This is a genomic window from Saccharopolyspora taberi (genome assembly GCF_039534165.1).
Classification (GTDB): domain Bacteria; phylum Actinomycetota; class Actinomycetes; order Mycobacteriales; family Pseudonocardiaceae; genus Saccharopolyspora_D; species Saccharopolyspora_D taberi.
This window is the reverse complement of record NZ_BAAAUX010000005.1, coordinates 27,456-46,130: the sequence shown is the minus strand read 5'-3', so window position 1 is coordinate 46,130 and position 18,675 is coordinate 27,456. Positions and strand designations below refer to the sequence as shown.

At 71.2% G+C, this 18,675-nt stretch carries 18 protein-coding genes; 2 read left to right on the top strand and 16 right to left on the bottom strand.

Features of this window, described 5'->3' with window-relative positions:
• Positions 1 to 6: 6 nt before the first annotated feature.
• The 8 genes from atpA to ABD691_RS04750 form a co-directional block, all read right to left on the bottom strand.
• Positions 7 to 1,653, bottom strand: coding sequence for a F0F1 ATP synthase subunit alpha (atpA, locus tag ABD691_RS04785; RefSeq protein WP_344678159.1), 1,647 nt, complete (start codon positions 1,651 to 1,653; stop codon positions 7 to 9).
• Between the two features lie 70 nt (positions 1,654 to 1,723).
• A complete protein-coding gene (locus ABD691_RS04780) occupies positions 1,724 to 2,551 on the bottom strand; it encodes a F0F1 ATP synthase subunit delta (protein ID WP_344678158.1) in 828 nt (275 codons plus the stop codon).
• Positions 2,552 to 2,571: 20 nt separating this feature from the next.
• Positions 2,572 to 3,123, bottom strand: a complete 552-nt coding sequence (locus tag ABD691_RS04775; protein WP_344678157.1) for a F0F1 ATP synthase subunit B — start codon at positions 3,121 to 3,123, stop codon at positions 2,572 to 2,574.
• A 31-nt stretch (positions 3,124 to 3,154) separates the two neighbouring features.
• Positions 3,155 to 3,412 (bottom strand): ATP synthase subunit c family protein, encoded by a 258-nt coding sequence (locus ABD691_RS04770; RefSeq protein ID WP_344678156.1) that lies wholly within the window; start codon positions 3,410 to 3,412, stop codon positions 3,155 to 3,157.
• 54 nt (positions 3,413 to 3,466) lie between these two features.
• Positions 3,467 to 4,246 carry a F0F1 ATP synthase subunit A gene (atpB, locus tag ABD691_RS04765; protein WP_344678155.1) on the bottom strand — a complete coding sequence of 260 codons (780 nt, stop codon included), beginning with the start codon at positions 4,244 to 4,246 and terminating at the stop codon, positions 3,467 to 3,469.
• Positions 4,247 to 4,492: 246 nt separating this feature from the next.
• Positions 4,493 to 4,957 carry a Cg1360 family ATP-synthase-associated protein gene (locus tag ABD691_RS04760; RefSeq protein ID WP_344678154.1) on the bottom strand — a complete coding sequence of 155 codons (465 nt, stop codon included), beginning with the start codon at positions 4,955 to 4,957 and terminating at the stop codon, positions 4,493 to 4,495.
• Positions 4,954 to 6,123, bottom strand: coding sequence for a glycosyltransferase family 4 protein (locus ABD691_RS04755; protein WP_344678153.1), 1,170 nt, complete (start codon positions 6,121 to 6,123; stop codon positions 4,954 to 4,956). The genes ABD691_RS04760 and ABD691_RS04755 overlap by 4 nt, the downstream gene beginning before the upstream one ends.
• Positions 6,124 to 6,327: 204 nt before the next feature.
• Positions 6,328 to 6,978, bottom strand: a complete 651-nt coding sequence (locus tag ABD691_RS04750) for an L-threonylcarbamoyladenylate synthase (RefSeq protein ID WP_344678152.1) — start codon at positions 6,976 to 6,978, stop codon at positions 6,328 to 6,330.
• 229 nt (positions 6,979 to 7,207) lie between these two features.
• On the opposite strand from ABD691_RS04750, the gene ABD691_RS04745 reads away from it, so the two are divergent.
• Positions 7,208 to 8,077 (top strand): alpha/beta fold hydrolase, encoded by an 870-nt coding sequence (locus ABD691_RS04745; protein WP_344678151.1) that lies wholly within the window; start codon positions 7,208 to 7,210, stop codon positions 8,075 to 8,077.
• Here the strand turns inward: ABD691_RS04745 and prmC are convergent, their stop codons facing one another.
• The 3 genes from prmC to rpmE form a co-directional block, all read right to left on the bottom strand.
• Positions 8,078 to 8,941: a peptide chain release factor N(5)-glutamine methyltransferase gene (gene prmC / locus ABD691_RS04740; RefSeq protein ID WP_344678150.1), complete on the bottom strand. Its 864-nt coding sequence runs from the start codon at positions 8,939 to 8,941 to the stop codon at positions 8,078 to 8,080.
• Positions 8,942 to 8,993: 52 nt separating this feature from the next.
• Positions 8,994 to 10,067: a peptide chain release factor 1 gene (gene prfA, locus ABD691_RS04735; protein WP_344678149.1), complete on the bottom strand. Its 1,074-nt coding sequence runs from the start codon at positions 10,065 to 10,067 to the stop codon at positions 8,994 to 8,996.
• A 106-nt stretch (positions 10,068 to 10,173) separates the two neighbouring features.
• The gene (gene rpmE, locus ABD691_RS04730) at positions 10,174 to 10,386 is read right to left on the bottom strand and encodes a 50S ribosomal protein L31 (RefSeq protein WP_344678148.1); all 213 of its coding nucleotides are present in this window, start codon (positions 10,384 to 10,386) and stop codon (positions 10,174 to 10,176) included.
• Positions 10,387 to 10,645: 259 nt separating this feature from the next.
• Between rpmE and ABD691_RS04725 the strand changes: the two genes are divergently transcribed.
• Positions 10,646 to 11,038 (top strand): hypothetical protein, encoded by a 393-nt coding sequence (locus ABD691_RS04725; protein WP_344678147.1) that lies wholly within the window; start codon positions 10,646 to 10,648, stop codon positions 11,036 to 11,038.
• Positions 11,039 to 11,098: 60 nt separating this feature from the next.
• Here the strand turns inward: ABD691_RS04725 and rho are convergent, their stop codons facing one another.
• From rho to lysA, 5 genes are all read right to left on the bottom strand, one after another.
• Complete coding sequence (gene rho / locus ABD691_RS04720) at positions 11,099 to 12,961, bottom strand: transcription termination factor Rho (protein WP_344678146.1); 1,863 nt, start codon at positions 12,959 to 12,961, stop codon at positions 11,099 to 11,101.
• 871 nt (positions 12,962 to 13,832) lie between these two features.
• Positions 13,833 to 14,741 (bottom strand): homoserine kinase, encoded by a 909-nt coding sequence (gene thrB, locus ABD691_RS04715; protein ID WP_344678145.1) that lies wholly within the window; start codon positions 14,739 to 14,741, stop codon positions 13,833 to 13,835.
• Positions 14,738 to 15,817, bottom strand: coding sequence for a threonine synthase (gene thrC / locus ABD691_RS04710; RefSeq protein ID WP_344678144.1), 1,080 nt, complete (start codon positions 15,815 to 15,817; stop codon positions 14,738 to 14,740). The genes thrB and thrC overlap by 4 nt, the downstream gene beginning before the upstream one ends.
• On the bottom strand, positions 15,814 to 17,118 hold the full coding sequence (locus ABD691_RS04705; protein WP_344678143.1) for a homoserine dehydrogenase: 1,305 nt from the start codon (positions 17,116 to 17,118) through the stop codon (positions 15,814 to 15,816). The genes thrC and ABD691_RS04705 overlap by 4 nt, the downstream gene beginning before the upstream one ends.
• A complete protein-coding gene (lysA, locus tag ABD691_RS04700; protein WP_344678142.1) occupies positions 17,119 to 18,537 on the bottom strand; it encodes a diaminopimelate decarboxylase in 1,419 nt (472 codons plus the stop codon).
• Positions 18,538 to 18,675: the final 138 nt, after the last annotated feature.

Sequence of the window (18,675 nt, the reverse complement as noted above, 5' to 3'; positions counted from 1 at the left end):
ACCCGGTCACTTCTTCGGTTCCGGGCGGTTGACCTTCACGGTCTCCTGCCCGACCTCGTCGGCGGCCAGCGCCTCGGCGTCCGGCTCGCTCGGCGCGGCCGAGGACCCGTCCGAGGTGGTGAACTGCTTCTTGAACTCCTCGACCGCGTCGACGACGATCTTCTTGCCGTCGTCCGAGAACTTCTTGCTCTCCACGATGTCCTTGAGGACGCTGTCGTGGGTGCGGCGCAGGTAGGCCAGGAACTCCGACTCGAAGCGGCGGATGTCCTCGGTCGGGACCGAGTCGACGTGGCCCTGGGTGCCCAGGAACAGCGACACGACCTCGTCCTCGACCGGCAGCGGCTCGCCCTGGCCCTGCTTGAGCAGCTCCATCAGGCGCGCACCGCGCTCCAGCTGAGCCTTCGACGCGGCGTCGAGGTCCGAGGCGAAGGCGGAGAACGCCTCCAGCTCGCGGAACTGCGCCAGGTCGATCTTGAGCGAACCCACGACCTTGCGCATCGCGTTGATCTGCGCGGAACCACCGACGCGGGACACCGAGATACCGACGTCGATGGCCGGGCGCTGACCCGAGTTGAACAGGTCCGACTGCAGGAAGCACTGGCCGTCGGTGATCGAGATGACGTTGGTCGGGATGTAGGCCGACACGTCGTTGGCCTTGGTCTCGATGATCGGCAGACCGGTCATCGAGCCTGCGCCCAGCTCGTCGGAGAGCTTCGCGCAGCGCTCCAGCAGGCGCGAGTGCAGGTAGAAGACGTCACCCGGGTACGCCTCGCGGCCCGGCGGGCGGCGCAGCAGCAGCGAGATCGCGCGGTAGGCCTCGGCCTGCTTGGTGAGGTCGTCGAAGATGATCAGGACGTGCTTGCCCTGGTACATCCAGTGCTGGCCGATGGCCGAGCCGGCGTACGGAGCCAGCCACTTCAGACCCGGCGAGTCCGAGGCGGGGGCGGCGACGATGGTGGTGTAGTCCATCGCGCCGGCCTCTTCCAGCGACCGCTTCACACCCGCGATCGTCGAGCCCTTCTGGCCGATCGCGACGTAGATGCAGCGGACCTGCTGGGTCGGGTCGCCGCTGTCCCAGTTGCTCTTCTGGTTGATGATCGCGTCGACCGCGACCGTGGTCTTGCCGGTCTTGCGGTCGCCGATGATCAGCTGCCGCTGACCGCGGCCGATCGGCGTCATCGAGTCGATGGCCTTGATGCCGGTCTGCAGCGGCTCGCTGACGCCCTGGCGCTGCACGACCGTGGCGGCCTGCAGCTCCAGCGCGCGGTTCTCCTCGGCGGCGATGTCGCCGAGGCCGTCGATCGGCTCGCCGAGCGGGTTGACCACGCGGCCGAGGAAGCCCTCGCCCACCGGCACCGACAGCACCTTGCCGGTCCGGCGGACCTCCTGGCCCTCCTCGATCTTGTCCGACTCACCCAGGATGACCGCACCGATCTCCTGAGCCTCAAGGTTCATCGCGACGCCGTAGATGCCGCCGGGGAACTCCAGCAGCTCCTCGGTCATGACCGAAGGCAGGCCCTCGACATGGGCGATGCCGTCACCGGTATCGGTGACGACTCCGACCTCCTCGCGGCTGACCTCCGGGGAGTAGCTGGAGACGTACTTCTCGATCGCACTGCGGATCTCGTCCGACGAGATCGTCAGCTCCGCCATGTCTCGTTCCTGCTCTCGGTTCGTTCTTGGAAGGGAGTTCGTGTTCGGGCTCGCGCCGTCCCGGGCGGCCCTAGTCGGCCAGGTCGCGTCGCAGGGACTGCAGGCGTCCCGCGGTCGTACCGTCGATGATCTCGTCACCGATGCGGATCAGCAGCCCACCGCCGACCTCGGGGTCCACCTCCAGGTGGATCGCGATCGGGCGGGAGTAGATCCGCTGCAACGTGTTCGACAGCCGCTGCTGCTGCTCGTCGCTGAGCGGCATGGCGGACCGGACGTGGGCCACCGACCGCTCCCGGCGCTTGGCCGACAGCTCGGCCAGCTCTTCCAGCCCTTCGCTGACGCGCCCGTGCGGGTGCGCGACGAGCTGGCGGACCAGGCTCTGGGTGACCTGCTCGACCTTGCCGCCGACCAGCTGGTCGACCACGGCCGACTTGCCCTCGGCGCCGGTGGTCGGGTCCGACAGCAGCCGTTCCAGGTCGACCTGACCGCCGATGATGCGGCCGAGGCGGAACAGCTCGTCCTCCACCGCGTCCAGCCGGCCCGCCCGCTCGGCCTGCACCAGCAGCGCGGTGCGGGCCATCCGTTCGAGGCCGCCGATCAGGTCCTTGGCGCTCGACCAGCGAGCCCGGACCGCCTCGACCACGACCGGCAGCGCCCGGGCACCGAGCTTGTCCGCCAGGAGCCCGCGGGCCAGGTCCTCCCTGGACCGCGGGTCGGTGGAGGCGTCGGCGAGCGCCCGCCGCAGCGTGGACTCGCGGCCCAGCAGCGCGGCGACGCCGAACAGCTCGTCGGCGAGCCCGGTGATCTCCGCGGCCCCGGCCCCGTCAGTGGCCTGCAGCAGCTGGAGCTCGACGGCTGCCAGTGCGTCCCGGCTCGCGGCGTTCACGAGGGTGCTCAACTCTCAGCGCCTTTCACTCGTCAGGCCTTGGACGCCGGAGCCGAGGTGGCCTCCAGCTCCTCGAGGAACCGGTCGACGGTGCCGCGGCGACGGGCCTCGTCCTCCAGCGACTCGCCGACCACCCGGCTGGCCAGGTCCACGGCCTGCCGACCCAGGTCGGCACGCAGCTCGGCGACGATCTGCGCCCGCTGCGCGGCCAGCGCGGACTGGCCGGCGGCCACGATCCGCTCGGACTCGGCCTGCGCCTGGGTCCGCATCTCCTCCACGATCTGCTGCCCCTCGGCGCGGGCGTCGTCGCGGATCCGAGCCGCCTCCGCCCTGGCCTCGGCCAGCTGCGACTTGTACTGCTCCAGCGTGCGCTGCGCCTCGGCCTGCGCGGCCTCGGCCTTGGCGATGCCGCCCTCGATCCGCTCGCTGCGCTCGGCGTAGACCTTCTCGAAGCGCGGGACCGCGTACTTCCAGAGCACGAACAGCAGGAGCAGGAAGGCGATCAGGCCGACAACGATCTCCACCGGCTCCGGGATGATGGGGTTGTGCCCACCCTCCGCAGCCAGCAGCATCTGCGTCTTCACCACAACGTCTCCCTACGCGTCGAGCGGCTGATCAGGAACCGGCGGCGATGAAGTAGACGACCAGACCGATCAGCGCGAGCACCTCGACCAGAACGAACGAGATCCAGGCGATGCCCTGGAGCTGGCCCTGGGCCTCCGGCTGGCGCGCGGTGCCGTTGATGACCGCGGCCCAGATCAGGCCGACGCCGATGCCCGGGCCGACGGCGCCGAGGCCGTACCCGATCGCGGCGAGACCCGGGTTGATGCTGCCCGCGGCTTCGGCGGCCTGCGCGAGAACGATGTTGCTCACTTTCACTACCTTTCAACTCGGTCCGCTTCAGCGGATCGGAGGTCTTGGTCTGACTCAGTGCTCTTCGGCCATCGCCGCGCCGATGAAGTTGGCGACCAGCAGCGCGAAGATGTATGCCTGAAGCACCTGGATCAAGGCCTCGACAAACGTCAAGGCAATGGCGAAGGCGAAGGCGACGACCGACACCGGCTTGAGCGCCGCGCTCGCCTCCAGGAGCAGGAACTGTCCGCCGATGGTGAACACCAGCAGGATGAGGTGCCCCGCGAACATCGCGGCGAAGACTCGGACCGCCAGCGCGACCGGCTGCGCGATGAACTTCTGGAAGAACTCGATCGGCGAGAGCAGGATGTAGATCGGCTTCGGGACCCCGGGCGGGAACATGACGTGCTTGAGGTAGCCGAGGAAGCCGTGCCGCTTGAAGCCGACGGTGTGGATGACCAGGTACGCCACGAGGAACAGGGCGATCGGGAACCCGATCCGCGACATCGTGGGGAACTGGATCAGCGGGATGATCCCGTAGATGTTGTTCACCAGGATGAACGTGAACAACGCGAAGATCAGCGGCACGAACGGGCGGAAGTCCTTCGCCCCGATCTGCTCCCGGGCGATCTTGTTCCGGCTGAAGTCGTAGATCGACTCCGCCACGAACTGACCCTTGCCCGGCACCACCTTGAGGTTGCGGGTCGCGATCACGAAGTACGCGCCGACGATCACTGCCGACAGCACGACCAGCAGCATTGGCTTGGTCACCACGCCGAACAGCGGCGGAAGTTCAAAACTATCGGCCCCTGGCGGTTGGAACACTCCGCCCTCGGCCAGCACCAGCGCGCCCAACTGGGCTCCTTCCGGTTCTCCCGGTCGGTGTTCACACCGCCGGGGGAATCGTCACGATTTGCACTTAACGTACCCGATACACCCTCGGGCACATCGAGGACCCCACCCTGTGGCGCGGTCCAGCGCCCCATGGCACCGCTCCGCCCGCATCGCCGGGATTGGCGTTCTCGCGGCGGACAATACCAAGGGGTAACTAGGCGTCCTACACACCGCCCATCCAGCGCAGTGCGTGGTCGCGCCGTTGCGCTAACCGCCGGGCACGATGGTAGGAATCTTGGTCTTCTTGAACGCGACGACCTCGGCACCGGCCCACACCAGGATGGTGGCCAGCATGGTGAAGGCCAGGGACTCGCGGTGGATCGCCTCGATCCCGCCGAGCAGGGTCATCACGACGAGCAGCACGACCATCTTGCCGATGTAGCCGCCGAGCGCCGCGACCATCACGAACATCGGGTTCATGCCCCCGGTCGTGCGCATCAGCCAGATCGTGAGCAGCGAGGACGCGAAGGCGACCACACCACCGATCAGCGCGCCGACCAGGCCGGTCACCCCGACCAGCACGGTCGCGACGACCGCGCCGAGCGCGACCGTGACCGCACCCGGGAGAACGGCGGTGCGCAGCATGGCGGCGGCGAGCCGCTGCACCGATTCCGCGTGCGGGTTCTCCGCGGCGGTCCCGGTGGCGGTCTCGGAGGGGTTCGCTTCGCTCATCGGCTCTCTCGTTCGGCTCTCGCCCGCATCCTGGGAATCACCGAGATGATAGCCGCCACCAGCACCCCGAGGCCGATGACCCAGGCGACGACCGCCGCGTTGAACATGGTCAGCGACACCGCGCCGAAGGCGATCACGGTCGCCCACAGGTAGATCAGCAGCACCGCGCGGCGCTGGGAGTGCCCGATTTCCAGCAGCCTGTGGTGCAGGTGCATCTTGTCCGCGTGGAACGGGCTCTTGCCCGCGCGGGTGCGCCGGACCACCGCGAGGATCAGGTCCAGAAGTGGGACGAACAACACAGCCGCGACCACCAGCAGCGGCGAGAGCAGCGCGACGGTGTCCTGCAGCTCGCTGCTAGACAGGTCGAGCTTGCCGGACGCGGTGGTGCTGGCGGTGGCCAGCATCAGGCCGATCAGCATCGAGCCCGAGTCGCCCATGAAGATCTTGGCGGGCTGGAAGTTGTACGGCAGGAAGCCCAGGCAGGCGCCCGCGATGGTCGCCGCGATCAGCGCGGGCGGGTAGGCGGTGACGTCGCCGCCGTGCCGGTCGAGCAGGCCGAGGCAGAACAGGCAGGTGGCGCTGGCCGCGATCAGCCCGATCCCGGAGGCGAGCCCGTCGAGGCCGTCGACGAAGTTCATCGCGTTCACCATCGCCACGATGAGCAGCACGGTCAGCAGCTGGCCCTGGTTGGTGCCGAGCATGACGAACGTCCCCAGCTCGCCCTCGCTGCCACCCCACGGCACCCCGACGATGAACCACTGGACGCCCATCAGCACCAGGATCCCCGCCGCGGTGACCTGCCCGGCCAGCTTGGTCAGCGAGTCCAGCTCGAACCGGTCGTCCAGCGCGCCGACGAGCACGATCAGCCCGCCGGCGGCGACCACCGCGAGCGCGTCGTTGGAGTAGTCGAAGCCCCGCGAGAGCGCGGGCAGGTTGTTCGCCAGGAACATCGCCGCGAGCACGCCGCCGTACATCGCCACGCCGCCCATCCGCGGGATCGGCTTGACGTGCACGTCGCGCTGCCGCGGGTAGGCGACCGCGCCCACCCGGATCGCGAGCAGCCGGACCAGGCCGGTGAGCAGGAACGTCACCGCCGCGGCGGTGAGCAGGACCAGCAGGTACTCACGTGCCGGGAGACCGGCGGGCGCCCACGCGGGTGTGTTCATACCGGCGGCTCACCTCCGCGGTCCGGCGGCCCGCGTGCGGACCCGACCCCAGAACGGCGTGTTCAAGCCAGACGCTCCTCATCCCTGTTCGCGTCGCGTACTGCGCGCTAACGCTATCGGCCGGGCGCAGGGCGGATTTCACCGGTCCGCAGCAGCGATGATCATCTCCGCCCGCGCGCCGCCGTCCACTTCGGACGTGCCGGGTCAGCGCAGCGACTCGACGTGGACGCCGAGCACCTCGGCCAGCTCGTCCAGCGAGACCGCGCCCTCGCGCAGCACCCGCGGGTGCGACTGCGTCAGGTCCACGATCGTGGAGGCCACCGCCGCCTGCGAAGACAGCCCGCTCTCCAGGTAGACCGACACCGAGTCGCCCAGCTGCGCCTCGGCCTCGGCCGCGGTCGACGCGGGCGGCTGACCGGAGCGGTTCGCGCTGGAAACCGCCATCGGGCCGACCTCGCGCAGCAGGTCGAGCGCGACGGGGTGCAGCGGCATCCGCAGGTTGACCGTGCCCCGCGTGTCGCCGAGGTCCCAGGACAGCGACGGCGCCTGCGGCAGCACGATCGACAGCCCGCCGGGCCAGAACGCCTCGATCAGCGCGCGGGCCTGCTGCGGGACCGACATCACCAGTCCGTCCACAGTGGACCAAGACCCGACCAGCACCGGGACCGGCATGTCCCGGCCGCGCCCCTTGGCCGCCAGCAGCGCGGCCACCGCGCTGGAGTCGAACGCGTCCGCTCCGATGCCGTACACGGTGTCGGTGGGCAGCACCACCAGCCCGCCCGCCCGAACCGCGTTCGCGGCGGCGGCGAGACCGGTTTCCCGGCTGTCCGGACGACTGCAGTCATAGGTGCTCACGCACCGATCCTGGCACGCCTGCCGGTGTGCATCTCCGGGTGGTGCGCCCCGGACCGGAATACCCTCGACGGGTAACACCGGCGGGCCCGCCCAAGATCGAACAGGTGTGCCCGGTCCATCGGGCCGAGCCCGGCGCCGCCGGTCCGCCACGCCGACCGCGTCCGCCGACGTCCGACCTCGTGGCGCGGGAGACGCGCCGCTGACGCCGAACCATTCGAGGAGCTACCACATGACCGCCCCGCCGCAGGGTGTCGAGGCCGACCACATCGAGTTCCCCGCGGGCCGGGTCCGGTTCCACCGCGCGGGTGGATCCGGGCCCGCGATCGTCCTGCTGCACGGCGGCGGCCTGGACACCGGTCTGCTCAGCTGGCGGCCGACCATCCCGGTGCTCGCCGCCGACCACCGCGTGTTCATCCCCGACCTGCCGGGTCACGGCGGCAGCCGGCCCTGGCACGGCCGGGCCAACCAGCGCACCTTCGAGGAGGTCCTGCGCTGGCTGCTCGACGCCTGGCGGCTGCCGGACGCGGTCCTGGTCGGGCAGTCCACGGGCGCCAGCATCGCGACCGGCTTCGCCCTCCGGCACCCGCAGCGGGTGCGCGGGCTGGTGCTGGTCGACCCGGCGGGCGTGCAGGCCCGGCTGAAGCGCCACCTGCTCACCTACCTGCTGGTCAAGCTCCGCTTCGTCGGCCCGCTCAGCGCTCGCGCGCTGGGCTGGAGCCGGGCGCTGACCCGGCTGGTGCTGACCCGCGGGGTGTTCACCGGCAGCGCACCGGTGTCCGACCTGGAGGCCATCGTGGACGAAGCGGTCGCCGAGGCGCGCGGCAGGCGCTCGATGTTCTCCGACTGGCTGGTCGACTCGCTGGAGCGGCGGGCGATGCGGGTGAACCACCTGCCGCACCTGGACCGCGTCCAGTGCCCGACCATGATCATCCACGGGGAGAAGGACTCCGTCGTGCCGGAGTCGGCCGCCCGCGAGGCGGCGGGCGCGATCGCGGGCTCGATGCTGCGGGTGCTACCCGACGCCGGGCACTGGCCGAGCCGCGAGCGGCCGACCGAGTTCAACGCGCTGCTGCGCGAGTTCGTCAACACCCACCGCTGATCACGCCCGCCGGGCGGTCGCGAACCTCGGCCGTCCGGCGAGATCGGCGTGGTCCTCGACGTCGGTGAGGACCCGGCGCGCCGACAGCAGCGCCGGAACCGATCCGCCGTGGGTGTCGTCGTGCTCGATGGCGACCCCGCCACCCGGCCTGAGCAGCCGCGCGGCGCAGCCGACCACCTGCCGCACCACGTCGAGCCCGTCCCGCCCGCCGAACACCGCGACGTGCGGGTCGTGGTCGCGCACCTCCGGCGGCACCGGGGTCCCCTCCGGGACGTACGGGGGGTTGCAGAGCACCAGGTCGACGGTGCCGTCGAGGTCCATCAGGACGGTCGGATCGGTGACATCGCCCGCGTGGAGCCGGATCGGCGTGTCTCCCGCCCGCGCCTGCTCGTCGGCGTTGCGCCGGACCCACGGCAGCGCCGCCTGGTCGAGCTCGACCGCGTGCACGACCGCGTCCGGACGCGCGTTGGCCACCGCGAGCGCGAGCGCTCCGGACCCGGTGCACAGGTCGACCACGATCGGGTTCTGGACGCCTTCCAGCACGCCGAGCCCCCAGGCCAGCAGCAGCTCGGTCTCCGGACGCGGCACGAAGACCCCGGGTCCGACGGCCAGCGTGACGCCGCCGAGCGACGCCGTGCCGGTCAGGTGCTGCAACGGCACCCGGGACGCCCGCCTGCGCACGAGCTCGCGCAGCGCCTCCACCACCGGCGGATCGACCAGCGGCACCATCATCAGCTTCATCCGCTCGACCCCGAGCAGGTGCGCGGCCAGCAGCTCGGCATCGGTGCGCGGGCTCGCGACACCCGCGGCGGACAGCGCGCGTTCCGCTTCGAGGATGGCCAGGCGCAGGGACTGTCGGGTCACGATCGCCAGCTTAGGGAATTTCGCGGCTCCGGCTCGCCGGAGCGGATCCGGCTCACGACGCGGACGCGAGGCGCTCCTGGCGGTCGGCGTCGACGAGCGCGGTCAGCACCCCGTCGAGATCGCCGTCCAGGACCTGGTCCAGGTTGTAGGCCTTGTAGTTGACCCGGTGGTCGGAGATCCGGTTCTCCGGGAAGTTGTAGGTCCGGATCCGCTCGGAGCGGTCCACGGTCCGCACCTGGCTGCGGCGGGCCTCCGAAGCCTCCCGCTCGGCCTCCTCCTCGGCCAGCGCCTGCAACCGCGCCTTCAGCACCTGGATCGCGCGGAGCTTGTTCTGCAGCTGCGACTTCTCGTTCTGGCAGGACACCACGACACCGGTCGGCAGGTGGGTGATGCGGACGGCGGAGTCGGTCGTGTTCACGCTCTGCCCGCCCGGCCCCGACGACCGGTACACGTCGATGCGCAGGTCGTTCTCGTTGACCTCGACCTCGACCTCGTCCGGCTCCGGGTAGACCAACACGCCGGCGGCCGAGGTGTGCACCCGGCCCTGCGACTCGGTCACCGGCACCCGCTGCACGCGGTGCACCCCGCCCTCGAACTTCAGCTTCGACCAGACGCCGTCCGGTCCGGTGTCACCCGCCTTGGCCTTGACCGCGACCGTGGCGTCCTTGTAGCCGCCCAGGTCGGACTCGGTGGCGTCCAGGATCTCGGTGCGCCAGCCCTGGCGCTCGGCGAAGCGCAGGTACATCCGCAGCAGGTCGCCCGCGAACAGCGCCGACTCCTCGCCGCCCTCGCCGGACTTGACCTCCAGCAGGACGTCGGAGCCGTCGTGCGGGTCGCGCGGCAGCAGCAGCTCGGTCAGCCGCGACTCCAGCGCGGGGATCGCCGCCGCGAGCTCGTCGGCCTCCTCGGCGAACGCCGCGTCCTCGCCCGCCAGCTCGCGGGCGGTCGCCAGGTCGGAGCGCGTCTGGTCCAGCTCGCGGGCGCAGCGCACGATCGGGGTCAGCTCGGCGTAGCGGCGCCCGAGCTTGCGGGCCCCGGCCTGGTCGGCGTGCACGCCGGGGTCGGCCAGCCGCTGCTCCAGCTCGGCGTACTCGGCGAGCAGACCTTCGAGCTTCGACGTCTCCACTGGCGACCTTCTTCACTGTGTCCGGGGTGGGTCCGGGACGGGCCCGGTGAACGCGACGCGGCGCCCGCCCCGCGGTGCAACGCGGTGACGGGCGCCGTCGGCTCAGCTACTTCTTGCGGCGGCCGTAGCGGGCCTCGAAGCGGGCGACCCGGCCACCGGTGTCCAGGATCTTCTGCTTGCCGGTGTAGAACGGGTGGCAGTTCGAGCAGATCTCGACCGTGATGTTGCCGCTGCTGCGGGTGCTGCGGGTGGTGAAGGTGTTGCCGCAGCCGCAGGTCACCTGGGTCTGCACGTATTCGGGGTGGATGCCAGTCTTCACGCCTCTGTCCTCTCTGTGTGGCCGCCGGGTCCGCACGCCGCCTGAACGATGTCGATGGCATGCGGTGAACCGGTGCCGGAACCAACCTTGCATTCTGCCAGACGAAGGCTGCTGACCTGCAACGCAGGGTGCCCACCCGGATATTCCTGCGCCGTTCGGCCCGTCCCGGCCACCGCCCGGCGCGGGAATCGCACCGCCCGCCGAGCGGGCTCCGCGCACTGCTGCGTCCGGGCCGCCGCCGAAGCATCCTCTACGGGTGATGCTGTGCTCGGCCCTCGGCGGGATGACGGTCAAGGCGTGGATCGCCCTGCCGCTGCTCTGCGTGGGCAGTGCGATCGGGATCGCCGCGATGCTGGAGCTGCTGATCAGCGCCGTCCCGATGCTGGACGGCGAGCTGTCGGTGTCGGCCCCGCTGCTGTTCGGCTTCACCGCGGCGGTGACCTTCGCAGGCAGCGGGCAGGTGCAGTGGCGCTCCCGCCTCCAGCGGCGGTTGCTGCGGGCCGGTTACCCGCTGGCCGTACTCGCCGCGGGACTCCCCGTGGACGCGCTGCGCCTTCCGGTGGTGCTCGCGCTCGCCGTGGGCCCGGTCGCCATCGCGTTGCTCACCGTCGTCCTCGTCCGCGGTTCGGCCCGCCGGACCTCGTGCTCCTGAAACAGCCGAGGGCCCGCACCGGCTGGCGGTGCGGGCCCTCGGCGATGTCCGGCCGGACGCTCAGTCCTCGTCCTTGCCGGGGGTGGTCTTGGCCACCTGCATCAGGAACTCGATGTTGGTGCGCGACTTGCGCAGCCGGTCCTGCAGCAGTTCCAGCGCCTGCTGGGCGTCGAGCGCGGCCAGCACGCGGCGCAGCTTGTGCGTCACGGCCAACTCGTCCGGCGACAGCAGGATCTCGTCCTTGCGGGTGCTGGAGGCGTCCACATCGACCGCGGGGAACAGCCGCTTGTCGGCGAGCTTGCGGTCCAGCTTGAGCTCGGCGTTGCCGGTGCCCTTGAACTCCTCGAAGATGACCGTGTCCATGGTGGACCCGGTCTCCACCAGCGCCGTGGCGAAGATCGTCAGCGAGCCGCCGTTCTCGATGTTGCGCGCCGCGCCCAGGAACCGCTTCGGCGGGTACAGCGCGGTCGAGTCGACACCACCGGACAGGATCCGGCCGGAGGCCGGCGCCGCCAGGTTGTAGGCGCGGCCCAGACGCGTGATCGAGTCGAGCAGGACGACCACGTCGTGTCCCATCTCGACCAGGCGCTTGGCCCGCTCGATGGACAGCTCGGCGACGGTGGTGTGGTCCGACGGCGGGCGGTCGAAGGTGGAGGCGATGACCTCGCCCTTGACCGAGCGCTGCATGTCGGTGACCTCTTCCGGCCGCTCGTCGGCGAGGACGACCATGAGGTGGCACTCGGGGTTGTTCGCGGTGATCGCGTTGGCGATCGCCTGCAGCACCATCGTCTTGCCCGCCTTGGGCGGGGAGACGATGAGCGCCCGCTGCCCCTTGCCGACGGGCATCACCAGGTCGATGATCCGGCCGGTCAGGTTCTGCGGCTCGGTCTCCAGCCGCAGCCGCTCGTTGGGGTAGAGCGGGGTCAGCTTGTGGAACTCCGGACGGCCCTTGGCCGCGTCCGGCTCCAGGCCGTTGATGGCGTCGACCCGCACCAGCGGGTTGAACTTCTGCCGCTGCTGCTCGCCCTCCCGCGGCTGCCGGATGACGCCCTTGATCGCGTCACCGCGGCGCAGCCCGTACTTGCGGACCAGCGAGAGCGAGACGTAGACGTCGTTCGGGCCCGCGAGGTAGCCGGAGGTGCGCACGAAGGCGTAGTTCTCCAGCACGTCGAGGATGCCCGCGACCGGCAGCAGCACGTCGTCCTCGCGGACCTCCGGCTCGCTGCCGCCGCCCTCGCCGCGACCGCGGTTGCGGCGGCGGTCCCGGAACCGGCGGCCCCGGCGGCGCCCGCCGTCCTCGTCGCCCTCGTCCTGCTGGCGGTTGTCCTGCTGCTGCTGTTGCCGAGCGTTCTGCCCGCGCTCCTGGCGCTCGCCGCGCTCCGCGCGCTCGGACCGCTCCGGGCCCTCCTCCTGCTGGCCGGTGGCACGGCCGGAGGAACGGCGGCGGCGGTTGTTGCCGCGGCGGCTCTCGTCGTCGTTGGACGCGTCGGCGGCCTGCTGCCTGCCCCGGCCCCGGCCCCGGGTGGGCGCGGAACCGTTGGCGGACTGCTCCGCCGGCTGCTCGGTCTCGCGCGGCTTGGCCTCGGTCTCGTCGAGCGCTGGCTGGTGCGCCTTGGCGGGCGCGCTCTCCGCGGAGCTCTGGGCCGACTTCTTGGTCGAGCGGGAACGCTGCGGGGTGCCGCTGCCGCCCTGGCGCTCCTTGATCGCCGCGATCAGGTCGCCCTTGCGCAGGCCCCCGGTCTCGATCCCCAGCTCCCCCGCGAGCTGGCGCAGCTCGGCGAGAACCATGCCCGAGAGTCCCCCGCGTCGGCGCGGAGTTCCGTTGGTCTCGGTCGTCCCGGCGCCCGACTGCTCGGCTTCCTGTCGGCCTGCCGGAGCGGCGCCGTTGGCCGCCTCGCTGCTCAACAGTTCGGTGTTGCTCACGAATGTCCTTCCTGACCGGACCGCGCCTCCTACGCGATCCAGCGGATTGCCCGCCCGCTCTCCAATCGCGGACGGCCGTTTTGTGCTACCGGCAACCGATCTGCTGTCCACTGAGGGTGATCGGCTGTCGAGCCGTGGCTCGGGAACCAGCAGCACCGGGCGGTGGGAGGTACCCGGCTCGTACGACCGGAGTCCGATACCAGCGTTGACGGATCCGGCTTCCCGATATCAGTCCGTGGCGCCGGCCAGCGGTGCTGTGGTGCCGCGCTGGACCACGGGTGCGACGCATCCACTCCGATCCACACTCGCCGATGCACGCCCTGCTGCCGCCTCGTTCCAGAAGCAATCGACTCAAACACCGGATATCCCGGCACACCCCGCCTGATGGTTCGGGGACACCTGAAACCCGGTCGAGCAGCTCCGGGTGATCGATCCGGCGTCTCGGCTACCGCAGGGGGCCACGGTGTGAAACCTAGAGCCCCAACCCCGGCAACGGCAACGATTCGCGGAACGATTCGTCCGAAGCGAACCCCATTGAGTTGACAACTCCTGCCTCGGTCACCGCGTCGGGTACCCGCCAATCCTGATCTTCACCCCGGGTCGGGTGGAGCCAATTCACAGCGGGAGATGCGTCCCGGGAATCGATGTCCCGGACACGGCACCGGCGCCCTGCGCGCGGTGACTGATTGACCATGAGGGTAGACGCCCTGTCATCCAGGTGCAACAACCCCCTGGGCGTGTGGCACGCCCTGATGTCGATCACTTTGCCGAACACCGCGATCTCACGGATCTGGTGATTCCCCGGTGCCGACACTTCCTTTGTACCATCCCGCGGACCTCGGCCGCGCACAGGGCCGCCACCAGCGGGTTCTCAGCTCTTGACGGTGGTCCGCACGCCCTCGCCGTCGACCCGCAGCCGCAGGGGGTCGAATCCGTTGTGCTCGATTCCGGTGGGAACTTCCCCACCTTCCGGGAACGCGAGCACCGTCGGCCCGGCGCCGGAGACCGCGGCGGGCACGCCCGCGGCGCGCAGCCGGCGCACCAGGGCGATGGTGTCCGGCCACGCGGGCTCCCGGTAGTCCTGGTGCAGCCGGTCCGCGGTGGCCGCGAGCAGCAGCGACGGGTCGGCGGTCAGGGCGTGCACGAGCAGCGCGGCGCGGCCCGCGGCGAAGGCCGCGTCGGCATGCGGGACCTGCTCCGGCAGCAGCCCGCGGGTGGTGCGGGTCGCCGACTCCACGGCAGGCACGAACGCGACCGGGACGACGTCCGGGAGCGGGCGCAGCGAGGTCGCGCCGAACCGGCCGCCGTCGTTCCAGGCGATCACGAAGCCGCCGAACAGGCTGGCGGCGGCGTTGTCGGCGTGGCCCTCCTCGGCCGCGGCCAGTTGCAGCGCGCGGTCGGTGCTTTCCTTGTCCGCCAGGCTGATCCCGGCCAGGGCGTAGCCCGCCGCGACACCGGCCACGATGGCCGCCGCCGAGGAGCCGAGGCCCCGCGAGTGCGGGATCGCGTTGCGGCACCGCAGGTGCAGCGCGGGCCGCCGCGCTCCGGCGTCCGCCAGCGCGAGGTGCGCCATCCGGGCGACCAGGTGCCGCTCGTCGGCGGGTACCGCCCCGGCGCCGCAGCCCTCGACGTCGACCCGCACCGAGCCCGGCGGGCCGTCCACGACCTCGGCGTGCACGGTGTCGTACAGCGACAGCGCCATGCCCAGCGCGTCGAAGCCCGAACCGAGGTTCGCGGTCGAGGCCGGAACCGTGACCTCGACCGCGGACGGCGCGCTCACGCCAGTTCCAGCGCGGTGGCCACGGCTCCCGGGTCGACCGGCAGCGGCTCGACCTCGACCATGCCCGACAGGGCGGTGTCGGGGTCCTTGAGCCCGTGCCCGGTCACCGTGCACACGACCGTGGAACCAGCCGGGAGGCTGCCGTCGCCGGTGGTCGCGAGCAGACCGGCGACGCTGGAAGCCGAAGCCGGTTCGACGAAAACGCCCTCGCGGGAGGCCAGCAGCCGGTAGGCGGACAGGATCTGCTCGTCGCTGACCGCGGCGAACAGGCCGCCGGAGGCGTCCTTCGCGGCGACCGCGCCGTGCCAGGACGCCGGGCTGCCGACCCGGATCGCGGTCGCGACGGTCTCCGGCTGGGCCACCGGCTGGCCGTGCACCAGCGGCGCCGCACCGGCGGCCTGGAACCCGAACATCCGGGGCGTGCCGGTGATGACGCCGTCGCGGGCGTACTCGTCGTAGCCCTTCCAGTAGGCGGTGATGTTGCCCGCGTTGCCGACGGGCAGGCAGTGCACGTCCGGGGCTCGGCCGAGGACGTCGCAGATCTCGAAGGCCGCGGTCTTCTGGCCCTCCAGCCGGACCGGGTTGACCGAGTTGACCAGGGTGACCGGGTGCTCGGCGGCGGTCTTGCGGGCGAGTTCGAGGCAGTCGTCGAAGTTGCCCTGGACCTGGAGGATCTTCGCACCGTGCACCACGGCCTGGGCGAGCTTGCCCATCGCGATCTTGCCCTGCGGCACCACCACGGCCGAGGTCAGCCCGGCGCGCGAGGCGTAGGCGGCGGCCGATGCCGAGGTGTTGCCGGTGGACGCGCAGATGACGGCCTTGCTGCCCTGGGCGAGCGCGTGCGTGATCGCCACGGTCATGCCGCGGTCCTTGAAGGAGCCGGTCGGGTTGGCGCCCTCCACCTTGAGGTACACCCGGCAGCCGGTGAGCTCGGAGAGGTGGTGCGCCTCCACCAGCGGGGTGTTGCCCTCTTGGAGGGTCACGATCCGCGCGCCGTCCGGTACCGGGACGCGGTCCCGGTACGCCTCGATCAGGCCGGGCCACCCGGCCCGGGCGCTCTGGATGTTCGAAGTCACGACGGTTCACCTTCCACGCGCATCACGCTGACCACCTCGCGCACCACCGGGAGCTGCGCGATCTTGTCCACTGTGGACCTCAATGCCGCGTCGGGCGCGGTGTGGGTGACCACGACGAGGCTCGCCTCGTCTCCCCTGCCCTGCTGGCGGACCACGGAAATGCTCACATCGTGCTCGTTGAACGTGGCCGCGACCTGCGAGAGCACGCCCGGCTTGTCGGCCACGTCGAGGCTGATGTGGTAGCGGGTCGGGGTGTCGCCCATCGGCCGCACCGACAGCTGCGCGTGCGCCGACTCGCGCGGCCCCTTGCCCGCCACGACCAGGTTGCGGGCCACCGCGACGAGGTCGCCGAGCACCGCGCTGGCCGTCGGGGCGCCACCGGCCCCCTGTCCGTAGAACATGAGCTGCCCGGCGGCCTCGGCCTCCACGAAGACCGCGTTGAAGGCGCCGCCGACCCCGGCCAGCGGGTGGCTGCGCGGGATCATCGCCGGGTGCACGCGGGCCGAGACCGACTCGCCGCCCTCGTCGTCGACCACCCGCTCGCAGATCGCCAGCAGCTTGACCGTCCGGTCCAGCGACTTGGCCGCCGCGATGTCTCCGGGGCTGACCCCGGAGATGCCCTCGCGGTGCACGTCGTTGGCGGTGACCCGGGTGTGGAAGGCCAGCGACGCGAGGATCGCGGCCTTGGCCGCGGCGTCGAAGCCGTCGACGTCGGCGGTCGGGTCGGCCTCGGCGTAACCGAGGCGGCCCGCCTCGTCCAGCGTCTCGGAGTAGCCGGCGCCGGTGCTGTCCATCGCGGACAGGATGTAGTTCGTGGTGCCGTTGACGATGCCCATCACGCGGTTGATCCGGTCGCCGGCCAGCGACTCGCGCAGCGGGCGCAGCAGCGGGATCGCCCCGGCGACCGCGGCCTCGAAGTAGATGTCGGCCCCGGCGGCGTCGGCCGCGGAGTAGAGCTCCGAGCCGTGCTCGGCCAGCAGCGCCTTGTTCGCCGTCACCACCGACTTGCCCGACTTCAGCGCGGTCAGCAGCAGCGAGCGGGCGGGCTCGATGCCGCCGATCAGCTCCACCACGACGTCGACGTCGCCCTCCACCAGCGCCTGGGCGTCGGTGGTGAGCAGGTGCTCGGGCACCGCGGGGTGCTTGTGCGGGCGGCGGACGGCGACCCCGGTGACCTGCACCGGCGCCCCGGCCCGCGCCGCGAACTCCTCCGGCTGGTCCTGAAGCAGACGCAGCACCTCGGTACCGACCGTGCCGCAGCCCAGCAGCGCGACCCTGATCGGTTCACGGTCCTCGATCACTCACACCTCCAGCCGCAGCAGGTCGTCCTCGGTCTCCCTGCGCAGCAGCAGTCGCGCCTGACCGTCCCCGACCGCGACCACGGGCGGCTTGGGCAGGCGGTTGTAGTTGCTGGCCATGACGTAGCAGTACGCGCCGGTGGCGGCGACGGCCAGCAGATCTCCCGGAGCAATGTCCTCCGGGAGCCAGCAGTCCCGCACCACTACGTCACCGGATTCACAGTGTTTGCCCACGATGCGGGAAAGCACCGCGGGCGCCTCGGCGCCCCGGGAGACCAGGCGGCAGTCGTACACGGCGTCGTAGAGCGAGGTGCGGATGTTGTCGCTCATGCCGCCGTCGACGCTGACGTACCGGCGCTGCATGCCGCCGTCGAGCGCGACGTCCTTGATGGTGCCGACCTCGTAGACGGTCACCGTGCCGGGACCGGCGATCGCGCGGCCGGGTTCGACGGCGATCCGCGGCGGCGGGAAACCGGCGTTCTCGCACTCCTTGCGGACGATCTCCTGCAGCCGGGTCGCCAGCTCGGCGGGCGGCAGCGGGTCGTCCTCGGCTGTGTAGGCGATCCCCAGTCCGCCACCGAGGTCCACTGTGGACACCGTGGACATCGCGCCGGTGCCGTGCTCCTCGCGCATCCCGGCCAGGAACCGGATCACCCGGTGCGCGGCGAGCTCGAAGCCGTCGTCGTCGAAGATCTGCGAACCGATGTGGCTGTGCAGCCCCACCAGCTCCAGCGAGTCGGCCTTGAGCACCCGGCCCACGGCCTCCGCGGCCTGGCCGGAGGACAGCGAGAACCCGAACTTCTGGTCCTCGTGGGCGGTCGCGATGAACTCGTGGGTGTGCGCCTCCACGCCCACGGTGACGCGGATCATCACCGGCTGCTTCACTCCGCGCTCGTGCGCGATGTGGTCGAGCCGGGCGATCTCGTGGAACGAGTCGAGCACCACGGCACCGACCCCGGCCTCGACCGCCGCCGTCAGCTCGGCGATCGACTTGTTGTTGCCGTGCAAGGTGATCCGCTCCGGCGGGAAGCCCGCGCGCAGCGCGACGCGCAGCTCGCCGCCGCTGCACACGTCGAGGCTCAGCCCCTCCTCTGCGACCCACTTCGCGACCTCGGTGCACAGGAACGCCTTCGAGGCGTAGTGCACCGACTCGGGGTCGCCGAAAGCCGCCGCGTACTCGGCGCAGCGGGAGCGGAAGTCGGCCTCGTCGAGGACGAACAGCGGGGTGCCGTACTCCTCGGCGAGGTCGCGGACGTCGGTGTCCGCGAAGCGGGTGACGCCGTCGGCGCCGCGAACGGCGTTGCGCGGCCACACCTCGGGGTGCAGCCGGTCGAGGTCCTCCGCGGTGGCCGGGACCGGGCCCGCGGTGTTGCCGGGAGGCACGACGTCGGCGTGCCTCGGTCCAGCCGGATGAGCACGCATGGTCACGGCTCCTTCAAAGCTCGTTTCCTCAGCGGCGGCAGCCGCTTGCGCCCGGGCGCCCCCGCCGGGGCGCCGGACCCAAACCGCCTTCCAGACACGCTCTTACAACCTGTTCTCGTTCTCCGAAGCGGCGCAGGA

Coding starts and splice junctions, on each gene's coding strand:
- ABD691_RS04745 (WP_344678151.1), top strand. CDS start 7,208: ATGACCGCCCCGCCGCAGGGTGTCGAGGCCGACCACATCGAGTTCCCC.
- ABD691_RS04755 (WP_344678153.1), bottom strand. CDS start 6,123: ATGAACACACCCGCGTGGGCGCCCGCCGGTCTCCCGGCACGTGAGTAC.
- ABD691_RS04760 (WP_344678154.1), bottom strand. CDS start 4,957: ATGAGCGAAGCGAACCCCTCCGAGACCGCCACCGGGACCGCCGCGGAG.
- atpA (WP_344678159.1), bottom strand. CDS start 1,653: ATGGCGGAGCTGACGATCTCGTCGGACGAGATCCGCAGTGCGATCGAG.
- lysA (WP_344678142.1), bottom strand. CDS start 18,537: ATGCGTGCTCATCCGGCTGGACCGAGGCACGCCGACGTCGTGCCTCCC.
- ABD691_RS04725 (WP_344678147.1), top strand. CDS start 10,646: ATGCTGTGCTCGGCCCTCGGCGGGATGACGGTCAAGGCGTGGATCGCC.